Annotated in this window: 21 protein-coding genes and 1 pseudogene; 8 read left to right on the top strand and 14 right to left on the bottom strand. The window is 71.8% G+C overall.

From position 1 onward, the window contains the following. Positions 1-43: 43 nt before the first annotated feature. The 5 genes from WME90_RS23390 to WME90_RS23370 all read left to right on the top strand — a co-directional run bounded on the left by WME90_RS23390 (position 44) and on the right by WME90_RS23370 (position 4,433). A complete protein-coding gene (locus tag WME90_RS23390; protein WP_437283393.1) occupies positions 44-694 on the top strand; it encodes a hypothetical protein in 651 nt (216 codons plus the stop codon). Positions 695-709: 15 nt separating this feature from the next. Next, positions 710-1,588, top strand: coding sequence for a hypothetical protein (locus WME90_RS23385; RefSeq protein ID WP_437283392.1), 879 nt, complete (start codon positions 710-712; stop codon positions 1,586-1,588). 412 nt (positions 1,589-2,000) lie between these two features. Next, positions 2,001-2,987: an alpha-ketoacid dehydrogenase subunit beta gene (locus WME90_RS23380; RefSeq protein ID WP_437283391.1), complete on the top strand. Its 987-nt coding sequence runs from the start codon at positions 2,001-2,003 to the stop codon at positions 2,985-2,987. Next, on the top strand, positions 2,980-4,179 hold the full coding sequence (locus WME90_RS23375; protein ID WP_437283390.1) for a dihydrolipoamide acetyltransferase family protein: 1,200 nt from the start codon (positions 2,980-2,982) through the stop codon (positions 4,177-4,179). The genes WME90_RS23380 and WME90_RS23375 overlap by 8 nt, the downstream gene beginning before the upstream one ends. Then, positions 4,176-4,433 carry an acyl carrier protein gene (locus WME90_RS23370; RefSeq protein ID WP_437283389.1) on the top strand — a complete coding sequence of 86 codons (258 nt, stop codon included), beginning with the start codon at positions 4,176-4,178 and terminating at the stop codon, positions 4,431-4,433. The genes WME90_RS23375 and WME90_RS23370 overlap by 4 nt, the downstream gene beginning before the upstream one ends. 2 nt (positions 4,434-4,435) lie before the next feature. Here the strand turns inward: WME90_RS23370 and WME90_RS23365 are convergent, their stop codons facing one another. The 9 genes and pseudogenes from WME90_RS23365 to WME90_RS23325 form a co-directional block, all read right to left on the bottom strand. Beyond that, positions 4,436-4,768, bottom strand: coding sequence for an AtpZ/AtpI family protein (locus tag WME90_RS23365; RefSeq protein ID WP_437283649.1), 333 nt, complete (start codon positions 4,766-4,768; stop codon positions 4,436-4,438). Further along, the gene (locus tag WME90_RS23360; protein ID WP_437283648.1) at positions 4,765-5,196 is read right to left on the bottom strand and encodes a F0F1 ATP synthase subunit epsilon; all 432 of its coding nucleotides are present in this window, start codon (positions 5,194-5,196) and stop codon (positions 4,765-4,767) included. The genes WME90_RS23365 and WME90_RS23360 overlap by 4 nt, the downstream gene beginning before the upstream one ends. Beyond that, positions 5,087-6,611, bottom strand: a pseudogene (gene atpD, locus WME90_RS23355) (F0F1 ATP synthase subunit beta); the annotation flags it as partial. The pseudogene atpD and the gene WME90_RS23360, both read right to left, overlap by 110 nt. Positions 6,612-6,613: 2 nt before the next feature. Beyond that, positions 6,614-7,489: a F0F1 ATP synthase subunit gamma gene (locus WME90_RS23350; protein ID WP_437283388.1), complete on the bottom strand. Its 876-nt coding sequence runs from the start codon at positions 7,487-7,489 to the stop codon at positions 6,614-6,616. Continuing rightward, positions 7,476-9,035, bottom strand: coding sequence for a F0F1 ATP synthase subunit alpha (locus tag WME90_RS23345; protein WP_437283387.1), 1,560 nt, complete (start codon positions 9,033-9,035; stop codon positions 7,476-7,478). Before WME90_RS23345 ends, WME90_RS23350 begins: the two co-directional genes overlap by 14 nt. Continuing rightward, on the bottom strand, positions 9,022-9,765 hold the full coding sequence (gene atpF / locus WME90_RS23340) for a F0F1 ATP synthase subunit B (RefSeq protein ID WP_437283386.1): 744 nt from the start codon (positions 9,763-9,765) through the stop codon (positions 9,022-9,024). Before atpF ends, WME90_RS23345 begins: the two co-directional genes overlap by 14 nt. A 3-nt stretch (positions 9,766-9,768) precedes the next feature. After that, the gene (locus tag WME90_RS23335) at positions 9,769-10,011 is read right to left on the bottom strand and encodes a F0F1 ATP synthase subunit C (RefSeq protein WP_437283385.1); all 243 of its coding nucleotides are present in this window, start codon (positions 10,009-10,011) and stop codon (positions 9,769-9,771) included. Further along, complete coding sequence (gene atpB, locus WME90_RS23330) at positions 10,008-10,685, bottom strand: F0F1 ATP synthase subunit A (protein ID WP_437283384.1); 678 nt, start codon at positions 10,683-10,685, stop codon at positions 10,008-10,010. The genes WME90_RS23335 and atpB overlap by 4 nt, the downstream gene beginning before the upstream one ends. Next, positions 10,682-10,963 (bottom strand): N-ATPase subunit AtpR, encoded by a 282-nt coding sequence (locus WME90_RS23325; RefSeq protein WP_437283383.1) that lies wholly within the window; start codon positions 10,961-10,963, stop codon positions 10,682-10,684. Before WME90_RS23325 ends, atpB begins: the two co-directional genes overlap by 4 nt. Before the next feature lie 339 nt (positions 10,964-11,302). On the opposite strand from WME90_RS23325, the gene acsA reads away from it, so the two are divergent. Together acsA and WME90_RS23315 are read left to right on the top strand one after the other, a co-directional pair. Next, complete coding sequence (gene acsA / locus WME90_RS23320; protein ID WP_437283647.1) at positions 11,303-13,090, top strand: acetate--CoA ligase; 1,788 nt, start codon at positions 11,303-11,305, stop codon at positions 13,088-13,090. A 238-nt stretch (positions 13,091-13,328) separates the two neighbouring features. Further along, positions 13,329-14,237 carry a PLP-dependent cysteine synthase family protein gene (locus WME90_RS23315; RefSeq protein ID WP_437283382.1) on the top strand — a complete coding sequence of 303 codons (909 nt, stop codon included), beginning with the start codon at positions 13,329-13,331 and terminating at the stop codon, positions 14,235-14,237. Here the strand turns inward: WME90_RS23315 and WME90_RS23310 are convergent. The 4 genes from WME90_RS23310 to WME90_RS23295 form a co-directional block, all read right to left on the bottom strand. Continuing rightward, on the bottom strand, positions 14,179-15,753 hold the full coding sequence (locus WME90_RS23310; RefSeq protein ID WP_437283381.1) for a ferredoxin reductase family protein: 1,575 nt from the start codon (positions 15,751-15,753) through the stop codon (positions 14,179-14,181). The genes WME90_RS23315 and WME90_RS23310 overlap by 59 nt on opposite strands. Positions 15,754-15,761: 8 nt before the next feature. Further along, entirely contained in the window at positions 15,762-15,911 is a 150-nt protein-coding gene (locus tag WME90_RS23305) for a hypothetical protein (protein ID WP_437283380.1), read from the bottom strand. A 619-nt stretch (positions 15,912-16,530) separates the two neighbouring features. Next, on the bottom strand, positions 16,531-18,570 hold the full coding sequence (locus tag WME90_RS23300; RefSeq protein ID WP_437283379.1) for a multicopper oxidase family protein: 2,040 nt from the start codon (positions 18,568-18,570) through the stop codon (positions 16,531-16,533). Positions 18,571-19,149: 579 nt separating this feature from the next. Continuing rightward, positions 19,150-19,602 (bottom strand): DsrE family protein, encoded by a 453-nt coding sequence (locus WME90_RS23295; protein ID WP_437283378.1) that lies wholly within the window; start codon positions 19,600-19,602, stop codon positions 19,150-19,152. A 311-nt stretch (positions 19,603-19,913) separates the two neighbouring features. Between WME90_RS23295 and WME90_RS23290 the strand changes: the two genes are divergently transcribed. Further along, on the top strand, positions 19,914-20,630 hold the full coding sequence (locus WME90_RS23290; protein WP_437283377.1) for a phosphoribosyltransferase: 717 nt from the start codon (positions 19,914-19,916) through the stop codon (positions 20,628-20,630). Positions 20,631-20,650: 20 nt separating this feature from the next. On the opposite strand, the gene WME90_RS23285 is transcribed toward WME90_RS23290, so the two are convergent. Further along, positions 20,651-23,053, bottom strand: coding sequence for a heavy metal translocating P-type ATPase (locus tag WME90_RS23285; RefSeq protein WP_437283376.1), 2,403 nt, complete (start codon positions 23,051-23,053; stop codon positions 20,651-20,653). Positions 23,054-23,095: the final 42 nt, after the last annotated feature.

Genomic DNA, 23,095 nt, shown 5'->3' with positions numbered 1-23,095 from the left:
CGTGTGCACGTGCGGACCAGCCCTCTGCACGTTGCCGTCGAGCGTGACAGCACACAGATCGCTGCGCTGCGGCGACTATGGCACGCAGATCGTTTTCGATGATCACGACGCGGACGAGGATCGCGCGGGTGTGTGCCGCAAGGCTGCTCCTCCTGTGCCGAGCGAGGTATTCGCCTCGGTTACCTTCGACCCGCCGACCCTCGCTGCCGAGTGCGCCGCCTCGCCGTCGTTCGACCCCCCGCCGATCTTCGGTAACTTTGCAAAGGCCTGTCCGATGGAATCACGTATTCATCCACCGACACAGAGTGAATGGCAAGCGTGCATCTCCCCCGAAGATGACGGACTGTGTCCGCCAGGGTTCGATATCCGACTGGAGTTCAAGGAACGAATCGCAGACGCGCGGACATGCACTCCATGTTCCTGCGAGGCTCCAGTGGGAGGGAGCTGCGAGGCTGAACTGCTCGTGTACGCCGAAACCAGTTGCATCACCAAGATCATCGGGGGTGGGTTCGGCGTCGACCAGAACGACATCCGATGCACCGACATCGATCCCCTTCCGATCGCAGCGATGCGTGCGGTGCTTACCCATGAAGATCCGGGCACGTGCGCGCCGACGTCGCACGTCTCCCAGGTAATCGGCGATCTCGTCAGCGGAGAACCGCGCGTTTTCTGCTGCTCCAAGAACTTCAACTGAAGGGCGGTACCCACGATGCGACCGAATGCATCATCCCTCCTTGCAGTGTTCGCACTGCTCGGGTGCTACTCGATAGACCTTCCACCAGAGCTACCGAAGCCCGATCCGACCAAGGAAGTCTACGTTCTCCAGGAGGGCGCAGGATCATTCAAGCAATGCGAGGCGTTCAACGATGAGCTTGCGTGGGAAGGATTCTTCGAAGCAGAGGGGTTCAGCGCGGAGGACAAGTGTGAGCCCTGCGAGTGTGCTCCGGCCGAGTGCGCACTGCCGTCGAAGGTGACCGCCAACGCATCAGTTTGTCCTGGCGAGGACGCCGTCGGCACGCTTGAAGCCGACGCGTCGTGGGATGGTTCCTGCACCGCGGCCGAAGAGCCGATCCCGGGCGACGCCTTCGCTACAGTGACCTTCGAGCCGCCGACCCTCGCCCCGTGCGCTCCGGTGTCTCCGGTACCGAAACCGTCGATGGGCAGCCTACGGTTCATCAGGGTCTGCAAGTCCGATCCTCCCGGGTATGCGCCGTCGCTCAGTGTAACGTGCTATCCTCCTCAGGAAAACGGCGAGTGCTGGAAGGGGTACGACCGCAAGTTTGAAATTCCCATGCTCAACGACACCCGCCAATGCTCTCCGTGCTCTTGCGGCGCACCGAGCGGCGGTAGCTGCACGGTGAAGACCACGCTGTACCAGGATCCATACTGCGTCAGCGATGTCGCAGCCGAGGTCCTCGCCAATCAAGATGACCCTATTTGCACCAGGACGACGAACGCGCCGCTTGCGTCGATGCGATCGCGGTTCACGGTGAACGAGCCTGGCACGTGCGCCCCGTCGACCGAATCCGAGATCGTGAGCGGCTCCCTGGAGCGGGGGATCACACACGTCTTGTGCTGTGATCGCTAGAGCGGTAATCCTATTGAAAGTCGCCTGGAACGGCAAACATAGTCAACGCTTCGCCGAACAGTGCTCTCACGCGTGTCAACCGCTTCATGAGTGCACGCTCCTGCCACGACGCTCCACCGGCGGCGGTCGGGGCACGCATGCGGCGGGGCGAGCCCGTGCGCGGCTGCCCCGCATCGGCAGACAACCGCTGCCCATCACACCAGGAGCTCGGCGCGCCTCGCGGCCGAGCTCGCAGCGCCAGGCAGGCCGGCCCGCGCGCTCCGGCGCCGGTACGCTCGTTGCTCGATCTGGATCCACGGAGCCTGGATGTGATGAATGGCGGCGTCCGATCAGAGCAGCAGATCGCACAGCACCGCGCGGCCGGTCCCGACGACGCGCTCGATGTACGTCCACGCGCCGGAGGACCCGTGACGTGAAGCGGGCGGCGACCTACCGCGAGGCGGTCCGCTCCGGGCTGCGCGAGGCGCTCCGGCGCGAGCCGCGGGCCTTCCTCATGGGCGAGGACGTGGGCCGCTACGGCGGCGCCTACGCGTGCAGCGCCGGCCTGCTCGAGGAGTTCGGGCCGGAGCGGGTCCGCGACACGCCGCTCGCCGAGTCGACGTTCGTCGGCGCCGGCATCGGCGCGGCCCTCGGCGGAGCGCGGCCGATCGTCGAGGTGATGACGGTCAACTTCAGCCTGCTCGCGCTCGACCAGATCGTGAACAACGCGGCGACGCTCCGGCACATGTCCGGCGGCCAGTTTTCGATCCCGCTCGTCGTGCGCATGGCCACGGGGGGCGGCCGCCAGCTCGCCGCGCAGCACTCGCACAGCCTCGAGAACTGGTACGCGCACGTGCCCGGGCTCAAGGCCCTCGCGCCCGCGACGGTGCAGGACGCGCGCGACATGCTGCTCGCCGGGCTCGATGATCCAGACCCGGTGGTCGTCTTCGAGCACCAGTACCTCTACCCCATGGAGGGCGAGCTCGACGACGAGGCGCCCCCGGCGGCTCCCTTCCGCGCGGAGGTGCGGCGCGCGGGCCGCGACGTGAGCCTGATCGCGCACGGCGGCTCGGTCCCGAAGGCGCTCGCCGCGGCCGAGCAGCTCGCGGGCCGCGGCGTCGAGGCCGAGGTGCTGGACCTCCGGTGCCTGCGGCCGCTCGACGAGGAGGCGATCCTCGCGACCGTGCGGCGGACACACCGCGCCGTGCTCATCGACGAGGGGTGGCGGAGCGGGTGCCTCGCCGCCGAGGTGAGCGCGCGGATCATGGAGGGCGCGTTCTACGAGCTCGACGCGCCCGTCGCGCGGGTGTGCAGCGCCGAGGTGCCGATCCCCTACGCGCGCCACCTCGAGGAGGCGGCGCTGCCGCAGGTCGCGCGCATCGTCTCCGCCGTGGAGAGGACGGTGCGGCGCGATGTCTGAGTTCCTGATGCCCTCGCTCGGCGCGGACATGGAGGCCGGGACGCTCGTGAAGTGGCGCCGCGCGGTGGGGGACCGCGTCGCGCGCGACGACGTGATCGCCGAGGTCGAGACGGAGAAAGGGCTCGTGGAGGTCGAGGTGTTCACGAGCGGCGTCATCGACCGGCTGCTCGTGGAGCCCGGGCAGAGGGTGCCCGTCGGCACGCCGATGGCCGTGATCGTCGAGGGGCGTGAGGCCGCGGCCGGCGCGCCCCCGCACGTCGCGCCCGCCACGCCTGCCGCGCGCGCGCCCGCGTTCCCTCCCTCAACGGCCGCCGCGGCGCCGCGCGAGGCCGCGCCGCCGCCCGCGGCCGTCGCGCAGGGGCCGCGCGTGTCTCCCCGCGCGAGGCGGCGGGCGCAGGAGCTCGGGGTCGACCTTGCGCGGGTCCAGGGGACGGGACCGGACGGCGCCGTCGAGGCCGTGGATGTCGAGCGGGCGGCGGCCGGCACGAAGGGGGCGGCGGCCGATGCCATGACGAAGGAGGCGTCGGCCCGCATGCGCCGGGCGATCGCGGCGACGATGGCCCGATCGAAGCGCGAGGCGCCGCACTTCTACCTCGGCACGACCATCGACCTCCGCACGGCGATGTCCTGGATCGAGCGGGAGAACGCGGAGCGCAGCGTGGCCGGGCGGCTCCTGCCGGGCGCGCTCCTCCTCAAGGCGGCGGCGCTCGCCCTGCGCGACGTCCCCGAGCTGAACGCCCGCTGGGAGGGGGATGAGGCGCCGCCCGCCCCGAGGATCCACCTCGGCGTGGCGGTGTCGCTCCGGGGCGGCGGGCTCGTGGCGCCAGCGTTGCACGACGCGGACCGGCTGCCGCTCTCCGAGCTGATGGCCGCCTTGAAGGACCTGGTCCAGCGCGCCCGGGCCGGGACGCTCCGGAGCTCCGAGATGAGCGACCCCACGATCACCGTCACGAGCCTCGGGGAGCGCGGCGTGGAGACGGTGTTTCCCGTCATCTTCCCGCCGCAGGTGGCCATCGTCGGGTTCGGCAAGATCGCCGAGCGGCCGTGGGTCGTCGAGGGCCGCGTGGTGCCGCGGCCGCTCGTGAACGCGACGCTCGCCGCGGACCACCGGGTGACCGACGGGCACCGAGCGGCCGCCTACCTCGCCTCGCTCGACGTGCTCCTGCAACGGCCGGAGGACTTTGATCGATGAACAAGGACGAGATCGAGGCCGTCGTGCGCCGGGAGCTCCAGCGCATCGCGCCGGAGGCGGACATCGGGGCGCTCGGCCCGGACCGTGAGGTCCGCGAGGAGCTCGACATCGATTCGATGGATTTCCTCCGCTTCGTGACGGCCCTCGACGCGGAGCTCGGCGTGAGCGTGCCCGAGTCGGATTACCGGCGGATCGCGACCGTCCGCGGGTGCACCGACTACCTGGCGAAGACGCTCGCGCAGCGAGCGGCATAGCGTCAGCCGTGCCCGCGGTCACCGCGCCGGAGCTGGCGCGCGACGTACCGCCACGCGCTCGTGCAGCCGAGCGCGAGCCCGAGCAGACCGAGGCCGGCCCGGAGCATGACGCCTGTCCGCAAGCGCGCGTCGAGCCAGCTCCCCACGAAGAGCCCGAGCAGGGCCGGCAGCACGACGAGCCACCCGAGGCCGACCAGAGACAGCGCGAGGCCCAGCGGTCGCCCCCGCTCCCACGCCCAGCGCCTGCGCCGCTCGCCGAACCGGACGACGCCCTCGTGCAAGGGGTCGCGCTCCCTCGGCGCGCGCCCCGGTCCGTCGTTTCCCGGGGAAGTCACCGCGGCTCCAGCCGAGGGACCCCATGGCGCGGCCCTGTGATCCGCAGGTGGTCGGCCACCCTGCACAGCAGCGCTCCCTCCAGGCGGCGCAGGCCGCGGGCGGCCTCCTCCTCGGCGGCGGCCGTGCGGCGATAGCGGACGAGCACGTCGCGCTCGAGCTGGTCCAGGTCGTCGCTCGCGACGGCCTCGCGGGTGAGGACCTCGACCGCCCGCCGCTCGCGGACGGTCAGCACACCGCCGCGGACCGCCACGAAGCGCTCGCGCCCGGCCTCGTCCCGGTACACGAGCACCGAGACGACGAGCACCGTGAGCAGGTCCGCGTGCCCCGGGAGGATCCCGAAGGAGCCCGTCGGGTCCTCGGCGCGGACATGGCGGACCGGATCCACCTCCGCGATCAGCGCCGCCGGCGTCACGATCGTGAGCCTCACGATCCCTTCACCCGCGCGCGCGCCTCGTCGAGCGTGCCCACCATGTACAGCGCGGCCTCCGGCCAGTCGTCGCACTCTCCGGCGAGGATCGCGTCGCACCCCCGGATGCACTCGGCGACCTCGACCATCGCGCCCGCGCGCCCCGTGAACGGCTGGGTCACGACGAACGGCTGCGTGAGGAACCGCTGGAGCCGCCGCGCCCGCGCGACCGTGCGCCGGTCCTCCGCCGAGAGCTCCTCGATCCCGAGCATCGCGATGATGTCGGCGAGCTCCCGGTACTCCGCCAGCGCGCGGCGGACCTGCGCGCTGGTCCGGTAATGGCCCGCGCCGACGACGAGCGGATCCATCAAGATCGAGCTCGAGGTCAGGGGGTCGATCGCCGGATAGATCCCCTCGCTCGACAGCTTTCGCGAGAGCACGATCGCCGCGTCGAGGTGCGTGAGGATCTGCGCGACCGCCGGATCGGTCATGTCGTCGGCGGGGACGTACACGGCCTGGATCGACGTCATGGATGCGCGCGCGGTCGAGGCGATCCGCTCCTCGATCTCGGCGATCTCCGTGGCGAGCGTGGGCTGGTAGCCCACCCGGGAGGGCAGGCGCCCGAGGAGGCCGGAGACCTCGCTGCCGGCCTGGACGAAGCGGAAGATGTTGTCGATGAGCAGCAGCACGTCCTGCCCGCGCTCGTCGCGGAAGAACTCGGCATGCGCGAGCGCCGTCATCCCGACGCGGAAGCGCGCGCCCGGCGGCTCGTTCATCTGGCCGAAGACGAGCACCGTCCGGTCGAGCACCCCCGAGGAGCGCATCTCGATCCAGAGCTCGTTCCCCTCGCGCGATCGCTCGCCGATCCCCGCGAACACAGCGATGCCACGCTGCTTCGAGATCGTGCTCCGGATGAGCTCCATCAAGAGCACCGTCTTGCCGACCCCGGCCCCGCCGAAGAGCCCTGCCTTGCCCCCGCGCGCGAGCGGCGCGAGCAGGTCGATCACCTTGATGCCCGTGGGATAGACCTCACGCGCACGCACCTCGGCTTCGAGCGGCGGCGCCGGGCGGGAGATCGGGCGGCGCGGGGTGTCCGGCGGGAAGGCGCCGCGCCGATCGAGCGGGTCACCGAGGACGTCGACCAGCCGGCCCAGCGCGGCCTCTCCCACGGGCACAGAGGTCGGCGCCCCGGCGGCCGCGACGCGCGCCCCGCGCTGCAGGCCCCCGGTGAACCCGAGGGCCACCGTCCGCACGTGCTCGGGATCGAGCTGCTGCTGCACCTCGAGCACGAGGCGGCGGCCGCCGACCTCGAGCGTCAGCGCCTCGCCCGTGCGCGGGAGCGCCCCGGCGGGGAACGCGACGTCGACCACCGATCCCCGCACCCTGCGCACGGCGCCCTCGGCCCGCCCCGCGCTGGCTTCACCGCTGCCCGCCATCGTCACCCCTCCGCCTCGCGCAGCGGCTCCGCGCCGGCGGCGATCTCGAGGAGCTCGCTCGTGATCGCCTCCTGCCGCGCGGTGCGCTCCGCGCGCGAGAGCTCGTCGAGCTCATCCCGCAGGCTGCGCTGCGACGCCTCCATGGCCGCGAGGCGCGCCGCGCGCTCACACGCGAACGCCTCGCCGAGCGCCCAGACCACCTGGGCCAGGCAGTGCTCCTCGATGATCCGCGCGACGAGCGCGGCCGCCGGCAATGTGCGCAGCGGGGGCTCGCCCCGCGCCGCCCCCGCTCCGGACCCGCGCTCCGGCGGGAACAGCCGGAGCGCCTCGGGCCGCCACCCGAGCGCGCCGGCGCGCCGCGCGAACACCAGATCGACGCAGGCGATCGCGCCGCCGGCGATCGCGCCGAACAGGTCCCGCGTGAGCCGATCCGCGGCCGGTCCGACGCCCGAGATCGTCGACGGCAGCGGGCCCAAGGCCAGCGCGGCGACGCCGCGGTCGCGGCAGAGCCGGAGCCCCCGCGTGCCCAGCGCAGCGAGCTCCGCCGGCCCCGGATCGTCGCGGGCGACGCGGAGCGCCGCGTCGAGCAGCCGCTCGTTGAGCGCGCCGACGAACCCGTGCTCCGAAAAGAGGACCACGACGCGTCGGGCGCTGGCGGCGCCGGCGGGCTTCTCGAAGGGCGCGCGCCCCTCCTCCGCGTCGAGCAGCTCGAGCGCCTGGCCGAGCGCCTCCCGCGTCGCCGCGGCGTAACGCTCGAACCCCATGAAAGCGTCGTTGGCCTGCCGCCGGTGCGACGCCGCGACCGAGCGCATCGCGTCGACCACCTTCGCCGCCTGCGAGAGCGTGCGGATCCGCGCGGAGAGCTCAGCCGCGTCCATCGCCTCGCCCCTCGTCGCCGCGAGCGCCGACCTCGGCCGCCATCGCGGCCAGCTCGGCGAGGAGCGCGCGGCGCTCCTCCGGCGTGGGCTCGAGGCCCGCCTCGAGCCGCGCGAGCGTCGCGGGACACCGCGCCGGGAGCCCGCGGTCGAGCGCCTCGCGGAACGCGTCGATCGCCGCCACCGGGAGCGGGTCGAGCAAGCCCTCCTGGAGCGCCATCAGCAAGGCGATCTGCCGCCCCACCGACAGCGGCCGGTGGAGCGGCTGCGCCATCGCCGCGCGCGCTCGACGACCGCGCTCGAGCGCTCGCTTCGTGGCCTCTTCCGCGCCCCCGCCGACGCGCGCGAACAGCTCGAGCTCCAGGAACTGCGCGTACTCGAGCCGGAGGCTCTCCGCGACGGCGCGCATCGCGGGCGTCTGCGTCTTGCCGCCGACGCGGGACACGCTCTTGCCGACGTCGATCGCGGGCTTCCATCCCTCGTTGTAGAGGCGCGGGTCGAGGAAGATCTGTCCGTCAGTGATCGAGATGAGGTTGGTCGGGATGTAGGCGCTCAGGTTGCTGGCCTGCGTCTCGGCGATGGGCAGCATGGTCAGGGAGCCGCCGCCGAGCGCCCCGGTCAGCTTCGCGGCCCGCTCCAGAAGCCGCGAGTGCAGGTAGAACACGTCGCCCGGGAACGCCTCGCGCCCCGGGGGCTGGCGCAGCAAGAGCGAGATCTGCCGGTGCACGAGGGCGTGGCTCGTGAGGTCGTCGAGGACGAGCAGCGCGTGCCCACCGCGCTCGACGAAGTGCTCCGCCATCGAGCAGGCCGCGTAGGGGGTGAGCCACTGGAGCCCGGCCGTGGCGTCCGGCGCGGCGACGACGCACGTTGTCCGGTCCTTCGGGCCGTAGCGGCGAACGGCGTCGATCACCGCGCCGACCGAGGACGAGGTCTGGCCGATCGCCGCATAGATGCAGACGACATCGGTCTCCCGCTGGCTCAGGATCGCGTCGACCGCGATCGCGGTCTTTCCGGTGCCGCGGTCGCCGATGATGAGCTCGCGCTGGCCGCGCCCGAGCGGGAGCATCGCGTCGATGAGGAGGATCCCCGTGAAGAGCGGCTCGGCCACGGGGTCGCGATCGACGATGGACGGCGCCCGGCGCTCGATCGGCGCGCGCGCCCGGGAGACCGCCGCCCCGCCGAGCGGGCCGCCCCCGTCGATCGGCACCCCGAGCGGGTCCACGACGCGCCCGAGCAGCGCCTCTCCAACGGGCACGTCGATCACCGTGCCCGTCCCCTGGACGGCGGAGCCCGCGGCGATGCCCCTGTCCGGACCGAGCAGCACGCAGCCGATCGCGCCGGGATCGAGCGCCACCGCGAGGCCGCGCGTGCCGTCCTCGAAGACGAGGACCTCGTCGAGCTTCGCGCTCGGCAGGCCGCTGACGGTCGCGATGCCGTCGGCCACGCGGAGCACGCGCCCGACCTCCCGCGCCTCCGGTCCGAGAGGAAGGCCGCGCGCGCGGTCTCTCGCCCGTCCCACCCAGCCGCCGAGGTCCTCAGCAAGCCCCATCCCGCACCTCGAGGGCGGCCGCGATCCGCTGGAGCCACGCCCGGTAGCTGAGCTGCCACACCCCGTGGGGGAAGCGCAGCTCCAGGCCGGCGACCATCGATGGATCGACCTGGAACGCCAGGGCCACAGGGCGCGCGGCGACCCCCGAGAGCCACGCGCGGAGCCGCTGCTCCGCGTCCTTCCCGAGCGGGCTCGCCGAGACCACCTCCACGCGCCCATCGTCGAGCTGCCGGGCGACGAGCCGCCGCTGCTCCGGCTCGTCCAGGGTCTGCATGGCCCGGGCGACCAGGAGGGCGTCCTGCCCCGGCGACGCCTCGCGGAGCAGCCTCTCCGCGATCGTGATCGCGAGATCGGTCGCCTGCGCCTCGAGCTCGCGGAGCGCGCGTGCCCGCTCCTCCGCGATCTCGGCCCGTGCCTGCTCGATCAGGCAGCGCGCCTTCTGCTCCGCCTCCTCGCGGACCCGCTGCGCCTCCCCTTCGGCGCGGCGCAGCGACGCCTCGAGCTCGCGGCGCCCCTCCTCGGCGAGCGCCGCGCGGCTGACCTGCGCCTCCTGCTCGGCCCGCTGCGCCCGCGCGCGCTCCTCGCGCGCATCGCCGAGCAGGGCCGCGGCGTCCCGCTGCCGCGCCTCGACGATCCTGGCCACCGGCTTCCACAGGAAGCGCTGGAGGAGCCAGGCGAGCACGAGGAAGTTGAGCGTCTGCAGCGCGATGTTCCAGCCGGAGACGTGCATGGCTCAGCGCACGAACGGGTTGGCGAAGAGCAGGACGAGCGCGACCACGAGGCAGTAGATCGCCGTGGCCTCGATCATCGCGAGGCCGACGAACAGGGTCCGCGCGATCGTCGCGCTGGCCTCCGGCTGGCGGGCGATCGCCTCCATGGCCGCGACGATCGCGCGGCCCTCGGCGAACGCCGGCCCGACGGCCCCGGCGCCGACCGCGAGCACGGCGCCGAGGATGCTCAGGCTCTCCGCGCTCACGCGGCCCTCCCGTCGACCTGCTCCTCGATCGCCGCGCCGACGTAGACGGCCGCGAGCACGGTGAAGATGTACGACTGCACGATCCCCACGAACAGCGCGAACGCCATGACGGGGATGGGGACGAGGAGGCCGGCCACCGAGACGACCACGGCGAGCACGAGCCCGTGGCTCATGATGTTCCCGAGCAGGCGCATCATCAGGGAGAAGGTCCGGGTCGCCTGCGAGAGGAGGTGGATCGGCGCGAGCAGCGGGCTCGGCTCGAGGAAATGCTTGAGATAGCCGAGCAGGCCGTGCGCGCGGACGCCGTAGCCCGCGACGGAGAAGAAGACGATGAGCGCGAGCGCGAGCGGCGTCTCGATGCGCTCGGTCGGCGCATGCACCATGGGGAGCACGCCGGCGCAGTTGGCGGTGACGAGGAAGAGGAAGAGCGTGCCGAGGAGCGGCAGGTAGGGCGCAGGATCGCGCCGGAGGACGGCGCGGATCTGATCGCCGATCGCGGCGACGACGACCTCCGTGGCGGCCTGGAGCCTGCCTGGCCTCACGGACAGCCGCCGTCCGATCAGGGCGCTCGCGCCCCCGAGCGCCCCCGTGATGGCGACGCTCGTGAGCATGGTCTCTGTGACGGGCACCGGACCGAGGCGGAAGAGGACGGGCTCGGCGAGCGGCGAGCTCATGCGCGCCTGTCCTCCGTCGGACGCAGGCACGCCCGCGCGACCATGCAAGCCACGGCCTGGACGAGCGCGAACCCTGCCACGACGGGCAGGAGCGCGCGGCCGTCGAGCCGCGCGATCGCGGCGAGCGCCGAGAGCAGCAGGATCCACCGCCCCGCGTGCAGCAGCAGCGCCCGCGCGGTGGCGCCTTCGGCGAGGAGCCGGCGGACGGAGCGGGCGAGCGCACCGAAGAAGGCCGCCGCGAGCGACGCGCCGACCAGGGACCAGATGAGGGACGACATGCCGTTCTCCTTGCGCTCCGGGCCGCCCGCTCCGCGCGCCGGCGGCGCGCCGGACCAAGTCGGATCAATAAGAGAGCGGCGCCCGATCGAAAGGCGTGATCCCGCGGCCCCGGAACGGACGTGACGACGTGACGGCGACCCCGAGCTCCGGGGCGCTCGCGGCGAAGGCCAGCCCGGCGCCGCGGAAGAGCCGCAGCGCGCGTGTGCGTGCGCTGCGCGAGCAGCGTGTGGAGCGGCCGTGGCCGCCCGGGCGGCGTGGGCTCTTTGTCGCCACTTCAGCGCCGAGGGCAAGAGCCCGCGCCGGGTACGGTGGTTGCGTGCCGGTCAGGGGAGGCGATGATGGAGGCGCCGAGGCAGATCAAGAAGCTTCGCAGCGCGGGAGAGCCGCCGCCGAACCTCGCCGACTACACGGAGGCGTGCCGCCGCTTCTCGTGGGCGGAGGCGCGGGCCGAGCTGACCGGGTTGCCCGGCGGACAGGGGCTCAACATGGCTTACGAAGCCGTGGACCGCCATGCTGAGGGCGCTGGCAGGGAGCGCGTCGCGATCCGCTGGCTCGGCAAGGACGGAGAGCGGGTGGACATCCGCTACGGAGAGCTCGCCGAGCTCACGGCCCGCTTCGCCGGCGCGCTCGCCGGTCTGGGGGTCCGGCCGGGAGATCGCGTCTATACGCTGCTCGGCAGGACGCCGGAGCTCTACGTCGCCGCGCTCGGCGCGCTCAGGCACCAGGCGATCTTCTGTCCCCTGTTCTCGGCGTTCGGTCCAGAGCCGCTGCGAGCGCGAATGAGCATCGGCGAGGCGCGCGTGCTGGTGACCACATCGCGGCTCTTCGCGCGCAGGGTCGCGCCGATCCGCGGCGAGCTGCCGTGGCTCGAGCACGTGATCCTCGTGGACGGCGAGGTGCCGGGGACGCTCTCCTACCGGAGGTTGCTCGACGGGGCGCCCGCCGCGGCGCTGGTTCCGCCGACCGACCCGGAAACGCCGGCCTTGCTGCACTTCACGAGCGGGACGACGGGCACGCCGAAGGGCGCTCTCCACGTCCACGCAGCCGTGCTGATGCACCATGTGACCGGGAGGCTCGCACTCGACCTCCATCCGGACGACATCTTCTGGTGTACGGCGGACCCGGGATGGGTGACAGGCACCTCGTACGGCATCCTCGCGCCGCTGACGAACGGCGTGACCATGGTCGTCGACGAGGCCGATTTCGACGCCGAGCGCTGGTACGAGATCCTCGAGCGAGAGCGCATCACGGTCTGGTACACCGCGCCGACAGCGATCAGGATGCTCATGAAAGCCGGCGTGGAGCCCCTCCGCGCCCGCGACCTCCGCGCGCTCCGCTTCATGGCCAGTGTGGGCGAGCCCCTGAATCCGGACGCGGTGTCATGGAGCAACGATGTGCTTGGGCGCCCCTTCCATGACGGCTGGTGGCAGACCGAGACGGGGGGGATCATGATCGCCAACCTCGCCTCCGTGGATGTCCGCCCGGGATCCATGGGGCGCCCGCTGCCTGGTGTGGAGGCGGCGATCGTCCGCCGCACACGCGAGGGGGGTGTCGAGGTGATCGAGCAGCCTGACGTGGAGGGGGAGATCGCGCTGCGGCCCGGCTGGCCATCGATGTTTCGCGCCTACTGGAACAACCCCGAGCGTTATGCGAAGTGCTTCGCGGGCGGCTGGTACCTGAGCGGGGATCTCGCCCGGCGAGACGAGGATGGATACTATTGGTTCGTCGGGCGCGACGACGACGTCATCAAGAGCGCCGGGCACCTCATCGGTCCCTTCGAGGTGGAGAGCGCGCTGCTCATGCACCCGGCCGTGGCCGAGGCCGCCGTGATCGGGCGGCCGGATCCGATCGCCGGCGAGATCGTCAAGGCGTTCGTCGCGCTGAAGCCCGGGCTCGCGCCGTCGCCGGACATCGAGCGGGAGCTCATCGGCTTCGCGCGCAAGCACCTCGGGCCGGCGGTCGCGCCGCGCGAGATCGCCTTCGCCGGCTCGGTGCCGCGGACGCGCAGCGGCAAGATCATGCGGCGGCTGCTCCGGGCGCGCGAGCTCGGTCTGCCCGAGGGCGACCTGTCCACGCTCGAGGCGGCGACGGGGGCAACCGGCACGGCCGGGGAGGAGGCGCCGTGAGCGCTCTGCGGGCACCAAGCCGCCCAAGCGGCTGAGGGCCTCGCCGCGCGGGCCGAGGAGAAGGCATGACGCGGCGCGATGCGCCGTGGCTGGAGATCTCACGCCTCGCGAGCGATTACGGCGGTGACGCAGCCGAGCGGTCCAGCTCGTGCACTGCGAGCCAGCAGGGCGGTGCAAGGGGAGCGCGGCGCGAGGCAGTCGCACCGGTACACGCGCTGGACAACGCGGGGCCATGGACATGAAGACGATACTCGACGCGATAGGCAAAACGCCCCTGCTGAAGCTCGACGGCATTCACGTAAAGTGCGAGTACCTCAACCCCTCTGGATCCATCAAAGACAGGATCGCAAGGTACATCATCGAGAAGGCGGAGAAGGAAAGGCTCCTGAAGAAGGGCGGCACGATCGTCGAGGCCTCGTCCGGAAACACGGGAACCGCCGTCTCCATGGTCGGCGCCGTGAAAGGGTACAAGGTGACGATCTTCATCGCCGAGGGCCTCTCCGAGGAGCGCTACAAGATGATGAAGGCGTTCGGCGCCGACGTGCGGACCGTCCCGCGGGATCGGATGGATATCGCCGTGCAAAGGGCGAGCGCCCTGGGGAAGGAAAAGGGCCATTTCCATGTGAACCAGTTCGCCAGCCCCTGGAACGCCGAAGACCACGACAAGCACCTCGGCGGGGAGATCCTTCGCGCCTTCGGGCGCCGGCGGATCGACGCGGTCGTCGCGGCGATCGGCTCCGGCGGGACCCTGATCGGCCTCGCGAGGGCCTTCAGGCGGGTCAACCCCGAGGTCAAGGTCTTCGGCGTCGAGCCCGCCCGGTGCGCCCTCGTCTACGGGCGTCTGCACGGCCGGCCCGAGGTGTGCCGGCCCCACCGGATCGAGGGCATCGCCGACGGGTTCGTGCCTCCGCTCGTCGAGCACAATATCGAGCTCATCGACGATGTCATCCGGGTCGAGGATGGAGAGGCGATAGAGGAAGCGAAGCGGATCGCGCGCGTGCACGGCTGCTTCGTCGGGGTCTCCTCCGGTGCGAACCTCCTGGTCGCCAGGCGGGTCAAGGAGAAGAGCCCAGCGCTGAGGAACGTGGTCACCTTGTTCCCGGACGAAGGGGAGAAATACCTGAGTGAGCGATGGTTCTCGCGCTGAACGCGCGCTCGGCGCAGGTGAGCCTGCCTGGCGGGCCTCGCCCCCGACCGGCGGAGCCCGCAGGCGCGGCGCGGACAGCGGCGACGAGGAGCACGGCCACGAGGAGGAGCAGCGCGATGCCCGCCGAGAGGGCGCGGATGTGCTGCTCCCGCATCGATCGCCGCCCGGGCGGCCTCGATCCGACGAGCACGAAGTGCTCTGCGTGCACGCGCCCGCCGGGCACGCCGCGGTCGCGGAGCGCCCGCTCCACGACATTCATCATCGGCTCGGGGCCGCACACGAAGACCTCCGCGCCCTCGTAGCGGTCGGTCAGGTGGCGGTCGAGGAGCTCGCGTCCGATGAGCCCGCCCTCTCCCGTCCAGCCGGGGGGCGGGCTCTCGAGCACGTGCACCACGCAGAGGTCCATGGCGCGGGCGAGCTCTTCGAGCTCCTGCGCGAACACGATCTTGTCGACGGCGCCGCTCGCGTACACGAGGAGGACCGGGCGACGATCGCCCCGGTCGTGCAGCGTGCGGATCATGCTCATCATCGGTGTGATGCCGATCCCGCCGGCGATGCAGACGAGCGGGCGCGGAGCCCGGGGATCGAGCGCGAACGCGCCGTATGGCCCGGCGAGGTACGCCCGCGTCCCCAGGGGGGTCCGCCCGATCGTGCGCGTGAAGTCGCCGAGCTCCTTGATCGTGAGCTCCACGCGCCGCGGCGAGGCCGCGCTCGACGCGACGGTGAAGGGGTGCTGCCGGGCCGAGAACGGCGACCGGCCCAGCGTGAGCCACACCGATTGGCCGGGCTGGAACCGGAGCCCGCCATGTCCGGCCGCCTCGAGGACCAAGGTCCAGACGCGATCCTGCTCGCGGCGCACCTCGGCGACATGCCACGGTCGCCGGAGCGCCAGCAGCGGACGCAGCAGGTGGGACGCGACCAGCATCGCCGCCGGGACAGCGACGAGCGCCGTGACGGCGGCCTGCTTCGCCGACGTCGCGCTCGAGCGTCCGATCATGAGCACGTGCCAGAGCGCGATCCCCACGACGGTCACCGCCAGCAGCCCATGCCCGACGCGCCACGCTTCGTAGGGGATGCGTAGCCGGGTCAGCTGGCGCGGGACGAGCACGAGCAGCAGGAGACCCATCAGCGCGAAGGCCAGGGCCAGCGCGCGCGGCGCGCTCGCGGAGAGGTCGAGGAGGTGCGCGACGTACCAGGGCTCGGCGACGGCGAGGAGCACGACGTGCGCAGCGACGAAGCCCGCGGTCCACAGCCCGGCCTGCCGGTGGAAGAGGAGCACCGCGTCCAGGCCGAGCGCGTTGACGACGCGCCGTGCCCGCGCCCCCAGCGCGAGCTGCAGCGAAAGGAGCGCCAGCGCGACGTAGCCGAGCCCTGCCGCGATCTCCACCGCGAGACCTCGTCCTTTCGGGACGGCGCCGACGAGCAGCAGCAAGAGGACGCTCGCGGCGAGCGCCAGGTAGACGGCGATCCAGAGCAGGCGAGCGGCGCGCGTGCGCGCTGCCCCCCATGCTTCCACGGCCGGGGCTACTCCGGCGCGCCCGCCTCGATCCACGCGCGCACCAGCCCGGCAGCGTCTCCCCACGCGGGCGGATGGCGCTCCGGCAGGGTGTAGTAAAGGCTCTCGTCGGGCTTGCCGGGCGTGATCAACGATCTCGCGGTGCGGTATGCTGCCATGGATCCGCCCGGCGCCGTGGCGTGGCAGCGGTCACATCGCTCGGCGGCCAGCGGAGCGATCCGATCGGCGAACCGCGCCGGCTCCGGCGAGGGGGTCGAGTGGGTCTCGCTGCACGCCGCGAGACCTACGCAGGCCGCGCAGGCGATCAAGCCCGGCTTCAAAGGCACGGAGGTCGTAGGCGCGACCGAGCGCCTGGCCTGCCGCGCAGCGGCGGATGGCTCGGCGGCGATCGGGCTCTGGCGGGTGCTCATCACAGGACCTCCGGGGATACGCAGCAGACGTCCGTTCACGCCCCGTCATGCAGCCCGCGGGCCATGGCATGAAGCGGTCGCACACGCTCAGGCAAGTGGGGCGTCGGCAAGACAGCGCTCGCGTGCGAGGCTGCGATCCGGCTCGCTGGCGCCGGGACGCAAAGAGCAGAGGTCGCGGTGAAGGTGCGTCGACATCGCGCAGAGGGCATGAGCCTCGACGTCGTAGCGGCGGACCGAGACAGCGGGGCGTTGTCGGCGGCACCGGGCGGCGAGCCTCCCGCAGGGCTGCTCGTCGCCGCCATCGCGGCGCCCTTCGTTCTGCGATCCCGCGGCCGCGCGCGGAAGGCATCGCCCCTCGTCGCACCCCTCAGTTCGGCTGTCCCGGCTGGACGGGGCCGATGCGGTACGGCCGCATCATCTCATTGTCTTCGTGCTCGAGGATGTGGCAGTGCCACACGTACTGGCCGGCGGTGGTGAACCGCACCCGGATGCGCGTCACCTCTCCTGGATAGGCGATCACCGTGTCCTTGTAGCCCGTCTCCCACGGCTCCCGCGGACGTGGAGCGCCGACGAGCGGCGGCATCGGCCCTCCCGGCGAGGCCTCGATTTCCAGAGCCTGCCGATTGACCACCTCGAACACGGTCTCGTGGATGTGGATGGGATGGGCGTCGCCCGTCAAGTTGTGGAGCTCCCAGACCTCCGTGTCCCCCACCTGCGGATTCTCGGTGACATCGTCCCCCCACTCCAGCAGCTCGACCTCATTGTTCTCGATCCTCCCGAGCAGCACCGCCACCGGCGCACCCGGGAACTCCGTTTCAGCCGACGTGACCTCGCTCAGGACGAGCGGTCGCGTCCTCTTCTCGTGCGGCAGCGGCGGAGCGGGCGGCAACAGCAGGCAGCGCGGCGGTGTGCTGTGATCGCATCCCGGCGTGTGCATCACGTCGAAAGCCATGATCTGCCCGGTGGAGTCCGGGTCCGCCGGGGCGAAATCGACGCCTGGCACGCCGCTGCCGAACGGCTCGTCCGGGCCGACGTTGGCGAGGATGTGGCGGCCCTTCGGGACACGGCCAAAGTCGACGATGAGATCCGCGCGCTCGGCCGACGCCATGAGCAGCCGGTTGCCATTGGTCGCGGTGAGGTTCACCGGCGAATCCAGAAAGCCGCCCTCGTTTCCGATCATCCAGACTTCCACACCCGGGATCTGATTGAAATCCAGGATCAAGAAACGCGACTGGCAGCCGTTGAGGACGCGGAAGCGGTAGCGGCGCTGTTTGACCGCCAAGAACGGCCAGGTATTGCCGTTTACCATGATCATGTTGCCGAAGAACTCGGGATTCCAGATCGGCGGGACGTCGGTTTGCGGGATGAACGGACCCGTGATGCCGTCGAAGAAGGTCCGGGTGTCCGGGTAGAACAGCGACCCGTCCGAGTTGAACGAGCGATCCTGGATCGCGATCGGGATCTCGCGATAGTGGATGTTGGGGGCGTCGCCCCGCGATGGGGCCGGGCCGGGGAGCACGGCCGGCTTGTGGGTGCGCGCGTCCAACACCACGTCGCTCTGGCCGCCGCGGACCAGGTAGAAGCCCGCCGGACCGGCGTACACGTTCACGCGCGTCATCCCGAGGGTGTGATCGTGATACCATTCGGTGGAGGCACGACCGGCGTTCGGATACTGGGCGATCGCGAACCCAGGCCCCCAGGTCACGCCGAACTTGGCGAGCGCCTTCGCAGCGAAGAAATCGTACCAGGTGCCGCTGGTCGCATACCCCGGTGGGATGTTGGCGGCGTCGGGCAGATACCACGCCTCGGCGTAACCGTCGCTCTCGTCGCCGACGCTCACGGCGCCGTGCACGTGGGTGACGATGGGCACGGGGCCGGGGTAAGGTCCCGGCGTCTCCTTGAACTCTGTGCGCATGTCGCGGCCCGCCGTGCCTCCCGGCGGATTCGCCCAGTGCAAGGTTTGGTCGACCGGCAAGAGATGAGGCAAGTAGTTGCCGCCGGCGTCCACCAGCTCGTTGATCCATTTGATTCGCACCGGTCGTCCGTATTCAGCCTCGATCGTGAGCGACGGCGCGTGAAAGATCCGGGGCCCGCCCTGGGCGACCTTCGGCCCGTATCCCCACACCGTCGTCGCCGGGTAGGAAGGAGGCAGGATCTGCTGCGCGAACTGCCGCACGGCGATCTCGTAGTAGTCGATGAACTGGCCGCCGTGGAGCGTAATCTTGCCAGCTCGCGGCATTGCGGGTGGGACGAGCAGCGGCGTCACGTACTTGTCCACGACCAGCGGATCGAGCGTGCCGCCGGGGATCGCCGCGCACGCCGTGCGAACGGAGCCGCCGACCCTGTCGAGGAGGAGGAGGGTCGTGCCACCCGCCCCGATCTTGAAGAACTGACGTCGTGTGAACATCCCCCCACCCTCCGTGTCGAACGCTGGCCCGCAAGCATAGAGGCTGTTCGCTCGGCCGCAACCACGATGTCCTACCACGCGACTCTTGTCGTCGAGGCAGCAGGGCCGCCCCCGACGCCGATGATTGCAAGGACACGGGCGCCTCGGCGCCGGCCCAACGCCCGTGCGCCGAGCGAGCGTCAGCGCACGAAATTGACGGTGAGGGGCTGCGTCACGCCCTCGATCGGCTCTCCCTCACCGTTGCAGGCAGGGACGTATTGGCTCGACAGCGCGCACTTCGTCGCGGCCGCACACGAACCCGTGACCCGGATCCGACACGAGGTGCACTGACACGGGCTTTCCGCTAGCATCCTCGGTCTCTGCAGCACCTCCTTCGGCTGGTGATGTTCCCGGCCTCCGAGTCCGGACGGACACCATACTTCCATGCGCTCCCGCCCGCCGGCAGCGCCGGTTGTGTCTGCGAGGCGGGAGCGGGCAGAGGCTGTCCATCCCGCCGCTGTGCCGTCTGGACGGCGCCCAAGGCGACTGTGAGATGTCCGCCGGTTTTCAGCAGGTCCCGCCGCCCGGGTCGCGCCTGGGTCAATACGAGAGGAAAATGACGTCCCCGCGCAGCTGATCGAGCACGGCCTGCAGGGCCGCGGGATTGGCGCCCTCGACGAGCACCTCGGCCTCCACCCCTGCAACCTGCATGCAATGCGGGCAGACGAACACCTTGGCTCCCTTGGACATCGCAGCGGCCAGGAGCTCCTTCGCGGGGCGCTCGCTCGCGAGCGCGTCGTTATTTGAGAGATTTCGAGACGCGAGCACGGGTGCGTGCACGTCGAAGTACAGGATCGTGGACCACCCGGCATCCAGCGAGTTGCTCGCAGCCATGAGGGCCATGGTCGCCGCGTGCACATCCTCCTGGCCGCTGGTCACGTTGAACAACAAGGTCCGCTGGAGGACGTCCTCCGCGGTGGCGGGCTGCTTCGGCGCGAGGCGCAGCCGGCCCCGGTCGAGACGGCGGTGGCGAACGCCAGCCCCAGCATCCATACGCGATACACACTTCGATTCGATATTGCGGCTCGCTCTCGCTCCGCGCCGCCAACTCGGGTGGACTCCTCACTGAGTCTCGCGTCGCGGCCAGCTCGCGCTCGATCGCACGCCTGGCATCTCGTGTACAGTCTGTCGGCTCAGCAGGATGGACAAGCAGCCTGCGTACCGCGGCCCTCGTCGGGTCCGGACATCGCACCCGGACGCGACCAGAGTGGCTCGGCGGCTTCAGGCGCGATGCGTGGCGAGACAATTGCACGCTCCTCAGAGCGTCGCCGGCGATCCCAGCGACGCCGGATGGGGAGGGAGGCATGCCGTTTCGAGATCGGGCCGACGCCGGCCGCCAGCTCGCGTCGCGGCTGACCGCTTATGCGGGGCGGGAGGACGTGACACTCCTGGCGCTGCCGCGGGGCGGGGTGCCGGTGGGCTTCGAGATAGCGAAGCTCCTGCGGGTGCCGCTGGACGTGCTGATCGCGCGCCGGATCGTGGCGCCGAACAATGATCACATGACGATCGGCGCCGTCGCGAGCGGCGGCGTTCGGGTCGTCGATGACGAGCTCTGCCGAGCGCTGGGCGTCTCGGACAGGACGGTGCAGCGGCTCGCCGATGTGGAGGCCCGGGAGGTGGAGCGCCTGGAGCGCGTCTATTATGGCTGCCACAGGGCGCCCGACATCCGGGATAGGACGCTCCTTCTCGTCGACGACGGCGTAGCGACCGGAGCGAGCATGCGGGCCGCCGTGACGGCCGTCGAGCAAGGCGGCCCGGCCGGCATCGTCATCGCGGTCCCCGTCGCATCGTATGCCGCGTACGCGCAGCTCTCGGGGCGGGCACGCGAGTTCGTGTACTGCTACATCCGAGATCCCGTCTACTCGGTCGGGCTCTGGTACGAGGATTATTCGCCGGTGTCCGAGCAGGATGTCTGCCGGCTCCTCGGAGAGACGCTCGATCTGACCACATCACGCCAGGGCGCCGCCGGCCAGGAGAGCTCCCGGGAGCTTCCGCCGTGCGCGACCGGATTGCCCCGGTAGCCGCTTCGAGCGGCGCGGGTTCACCCCTGCCGGCCGGGGCTGGGCGAACGCCCTTGCCGGAGGGGATCCAGCACGCTGAGCGCGCGGGGTGTGGTCTCTGGCGCCGGAGCTGGCTGGAGGGGGGCCTTTTCAGCGCTTGCAGCCGGCTCGCCGCAGGCTTCCGCGTGGTAGCGCTCGCTCAGCGACGCATAGAGCTCCTCTTCTTGCGCGAAATGGAGCCGCAGCACCGCGTGGAGCCCATAGAGGATCCGCTGGAAATCCTGCACATCCGCGGCCGTGGGCCCGCGCGGGTCGAGCTCTCCGAGCAGCTGCTCGTACAGCCGGATCAGGCGGAAGATCTCGCGGTGCGTCGCGCTCATGGGGGCCAAAGGATCCTCGCCGCCGAGCAGTCGGGAGATGACCGGATAGACCTCGGCGTCGTCGGCCCGCTCGTGCGGGAGGAGCCGCTCGCGGAGGAAGCGATCGAGCGCATCGAGCTCTGCGCGCGCCGCTTCCCTCGCCAGGTGGTCGATGCGCTCGGCGACGACCCGCACCCGATCGAGCATCGGAATGAGCTGGTCGTGCTCCAGCTCCAGCCGGCGGCTCATGGCCTCCCCGAGGGCGGGCCTCCTCGCGCCGCGCCCGCCGCCCTGCGCCCGCAGCGCGCTCAGGATCGCGGCGACGTCGATCGCCTCCTGCAGGAGCGCGCCGGCGGCGGCTGGCAGGAAGCCGAACGCCGCCGCGCCCATCGCGAAGAGCGACAGCCCCATGCCGAGGATCGCGCTTTGCGCGGCGATCGCGCGGGCGCGGCGCGCAATGGTCACGGCCTCGGCGAAGCGATCGAGCCTGTCCACCACCAGCACCACGTCGGCCGCCTCGGCGGACGAGGTGGCCCCGCGCGCGCCCATCGCGACGCCGACGTCCGCGGCGGCGAGCGCTGGCGCGTCGTTGATGCCGTCGCCGATCATCACGGTGAGCCCCTCGGCGCGCGCCTCGCGCACGGCGGCGACCTTCTCCTCCGGCGAGCGCTGGGCGAGCACGCGATCCACGCCGAGCGTGGCGCCCACCGTCTCGGCGACGAGGGGGTGATCGCCCGTCACCATCACGACACGGCGAACGCCGACCCGCCGCAGCGCCCGCAAGGTCCGCGGCGCATCGGGGCGGATCGGGTCGTCGAGCGTCAGCGCGCCGATGACGCTGCTGTCCACGGCCACGAACACGGTCATCGCACCGGCGCGGGACGCGCGGCGCCGGAAGGCGCGGGCGTCCTCCGGGAGCGGCGCGCCCTGCGCCGCCCATTCGGCGCTCCCCACGCGGACGGCGCGCCCGTCCACATGTCCCGTCATTCCGGCGCCGGGCGCCTCCTGAGCGCCCTCCGGGAAGGACAGCCCGAGGCGACGCTCGCGGGCAGCGTGCACCAGGGCCGCGGAGAGCGGGTGCGACGAGATCTGCTCGAGGGACGCCGCCAGGCGGAGCACCTCCGTGTCGTCCTCGATCGACCGGAAGCACGTCACTCCGGTCACGCGCGGGCCGCCGAACGTGAGCGTGCCTGTCTTGTCGAGGAGCAGGATCTCGGCCCGGGCGAGGGCCTCGAGCGCGGCGCCGCCCTTCACCACGATGCCGCGCCGGGCCGAGCGCGAGATGCCGCCGACGATCGCGATGGGCACCGCGAGGAGCAGCGGGCACGGGGTCGCGACGACGAGCACGGCGAGCCCGCGGCCGGCGTCGCCGGAGAGGCCCCACGCCGCGGCCGCCATGGCGACCGAGAGCGCGGCGAACGCCAGGGCATGGCGATCCGCGAGGCGGGCGAGCGGGGCCTTCGAGGCGGACGCCTGCTGCACGAGGCGGACGATGCCGGCGTACGTGCTCTCGTCCGCGCTCGCGACGGCGCGGAGCTCGAAGGCGGGGCCGGCGTTCGTGGTCCCGCTCCCCACGCGGTCGCCAGGTGCCTTTTCGACCGGCCGCGGCTCTCCAGTCAGCGCCGATTCATCGAGGAGCGCCCGCGCGCCCACCACGACCCCGTCGACCGGCACGATCTCGCCTGTCTTGACCAGCAGGAGGTCGCCGGGGGTGACGGCGCTGATCGGGATGGTCGTGACGTCGGCCCCCTCGCGGCGGTGCGCGGTGCGGGGAGCGCGAGCGAGGAGGGCGGAGAGCTCGCGCCGGGCGCGCGCGGCCGCGTACCCTTCCAGGGCGCTGCCCGTCGCCATCATCGCGCCGATCAGCGCGCCCGCCAGGTACTCCCGGAGCAGGAGCGCGCCGCCGATGGCGAGGAGCGCGATGACGTCGACCCCGGCCCGCTTCTTCAGCACGTCGGCCAAGACGCGCGAACCCACGAGGGCGAGCGCGATGAGCGCGCCGGCCGCCCAGAGCACGTCTCCCAGGCGCGCGTGTCCTTCGGCGTGCGCCGCGGCTCCGCCTGCCAAGCCGGAGAGCGTCGACACGACGAGCGCGCCGCTCCTCAGAGACGGCCGCTCGGATCGAGG

It is taken from the genome of Sorangium sp. So ce375 (assembly GCF_051473855.1).
GTDB lineage: Bacteria > Myxococcota_A > Polyangia > Polyangiales > Polyangiaceae > Sorangium.
The sequence above is the reverse complement of the archived record's forward strand: the minus strand, read 5'-3'. Positions and strand labels throughout refer to the sequence as shown.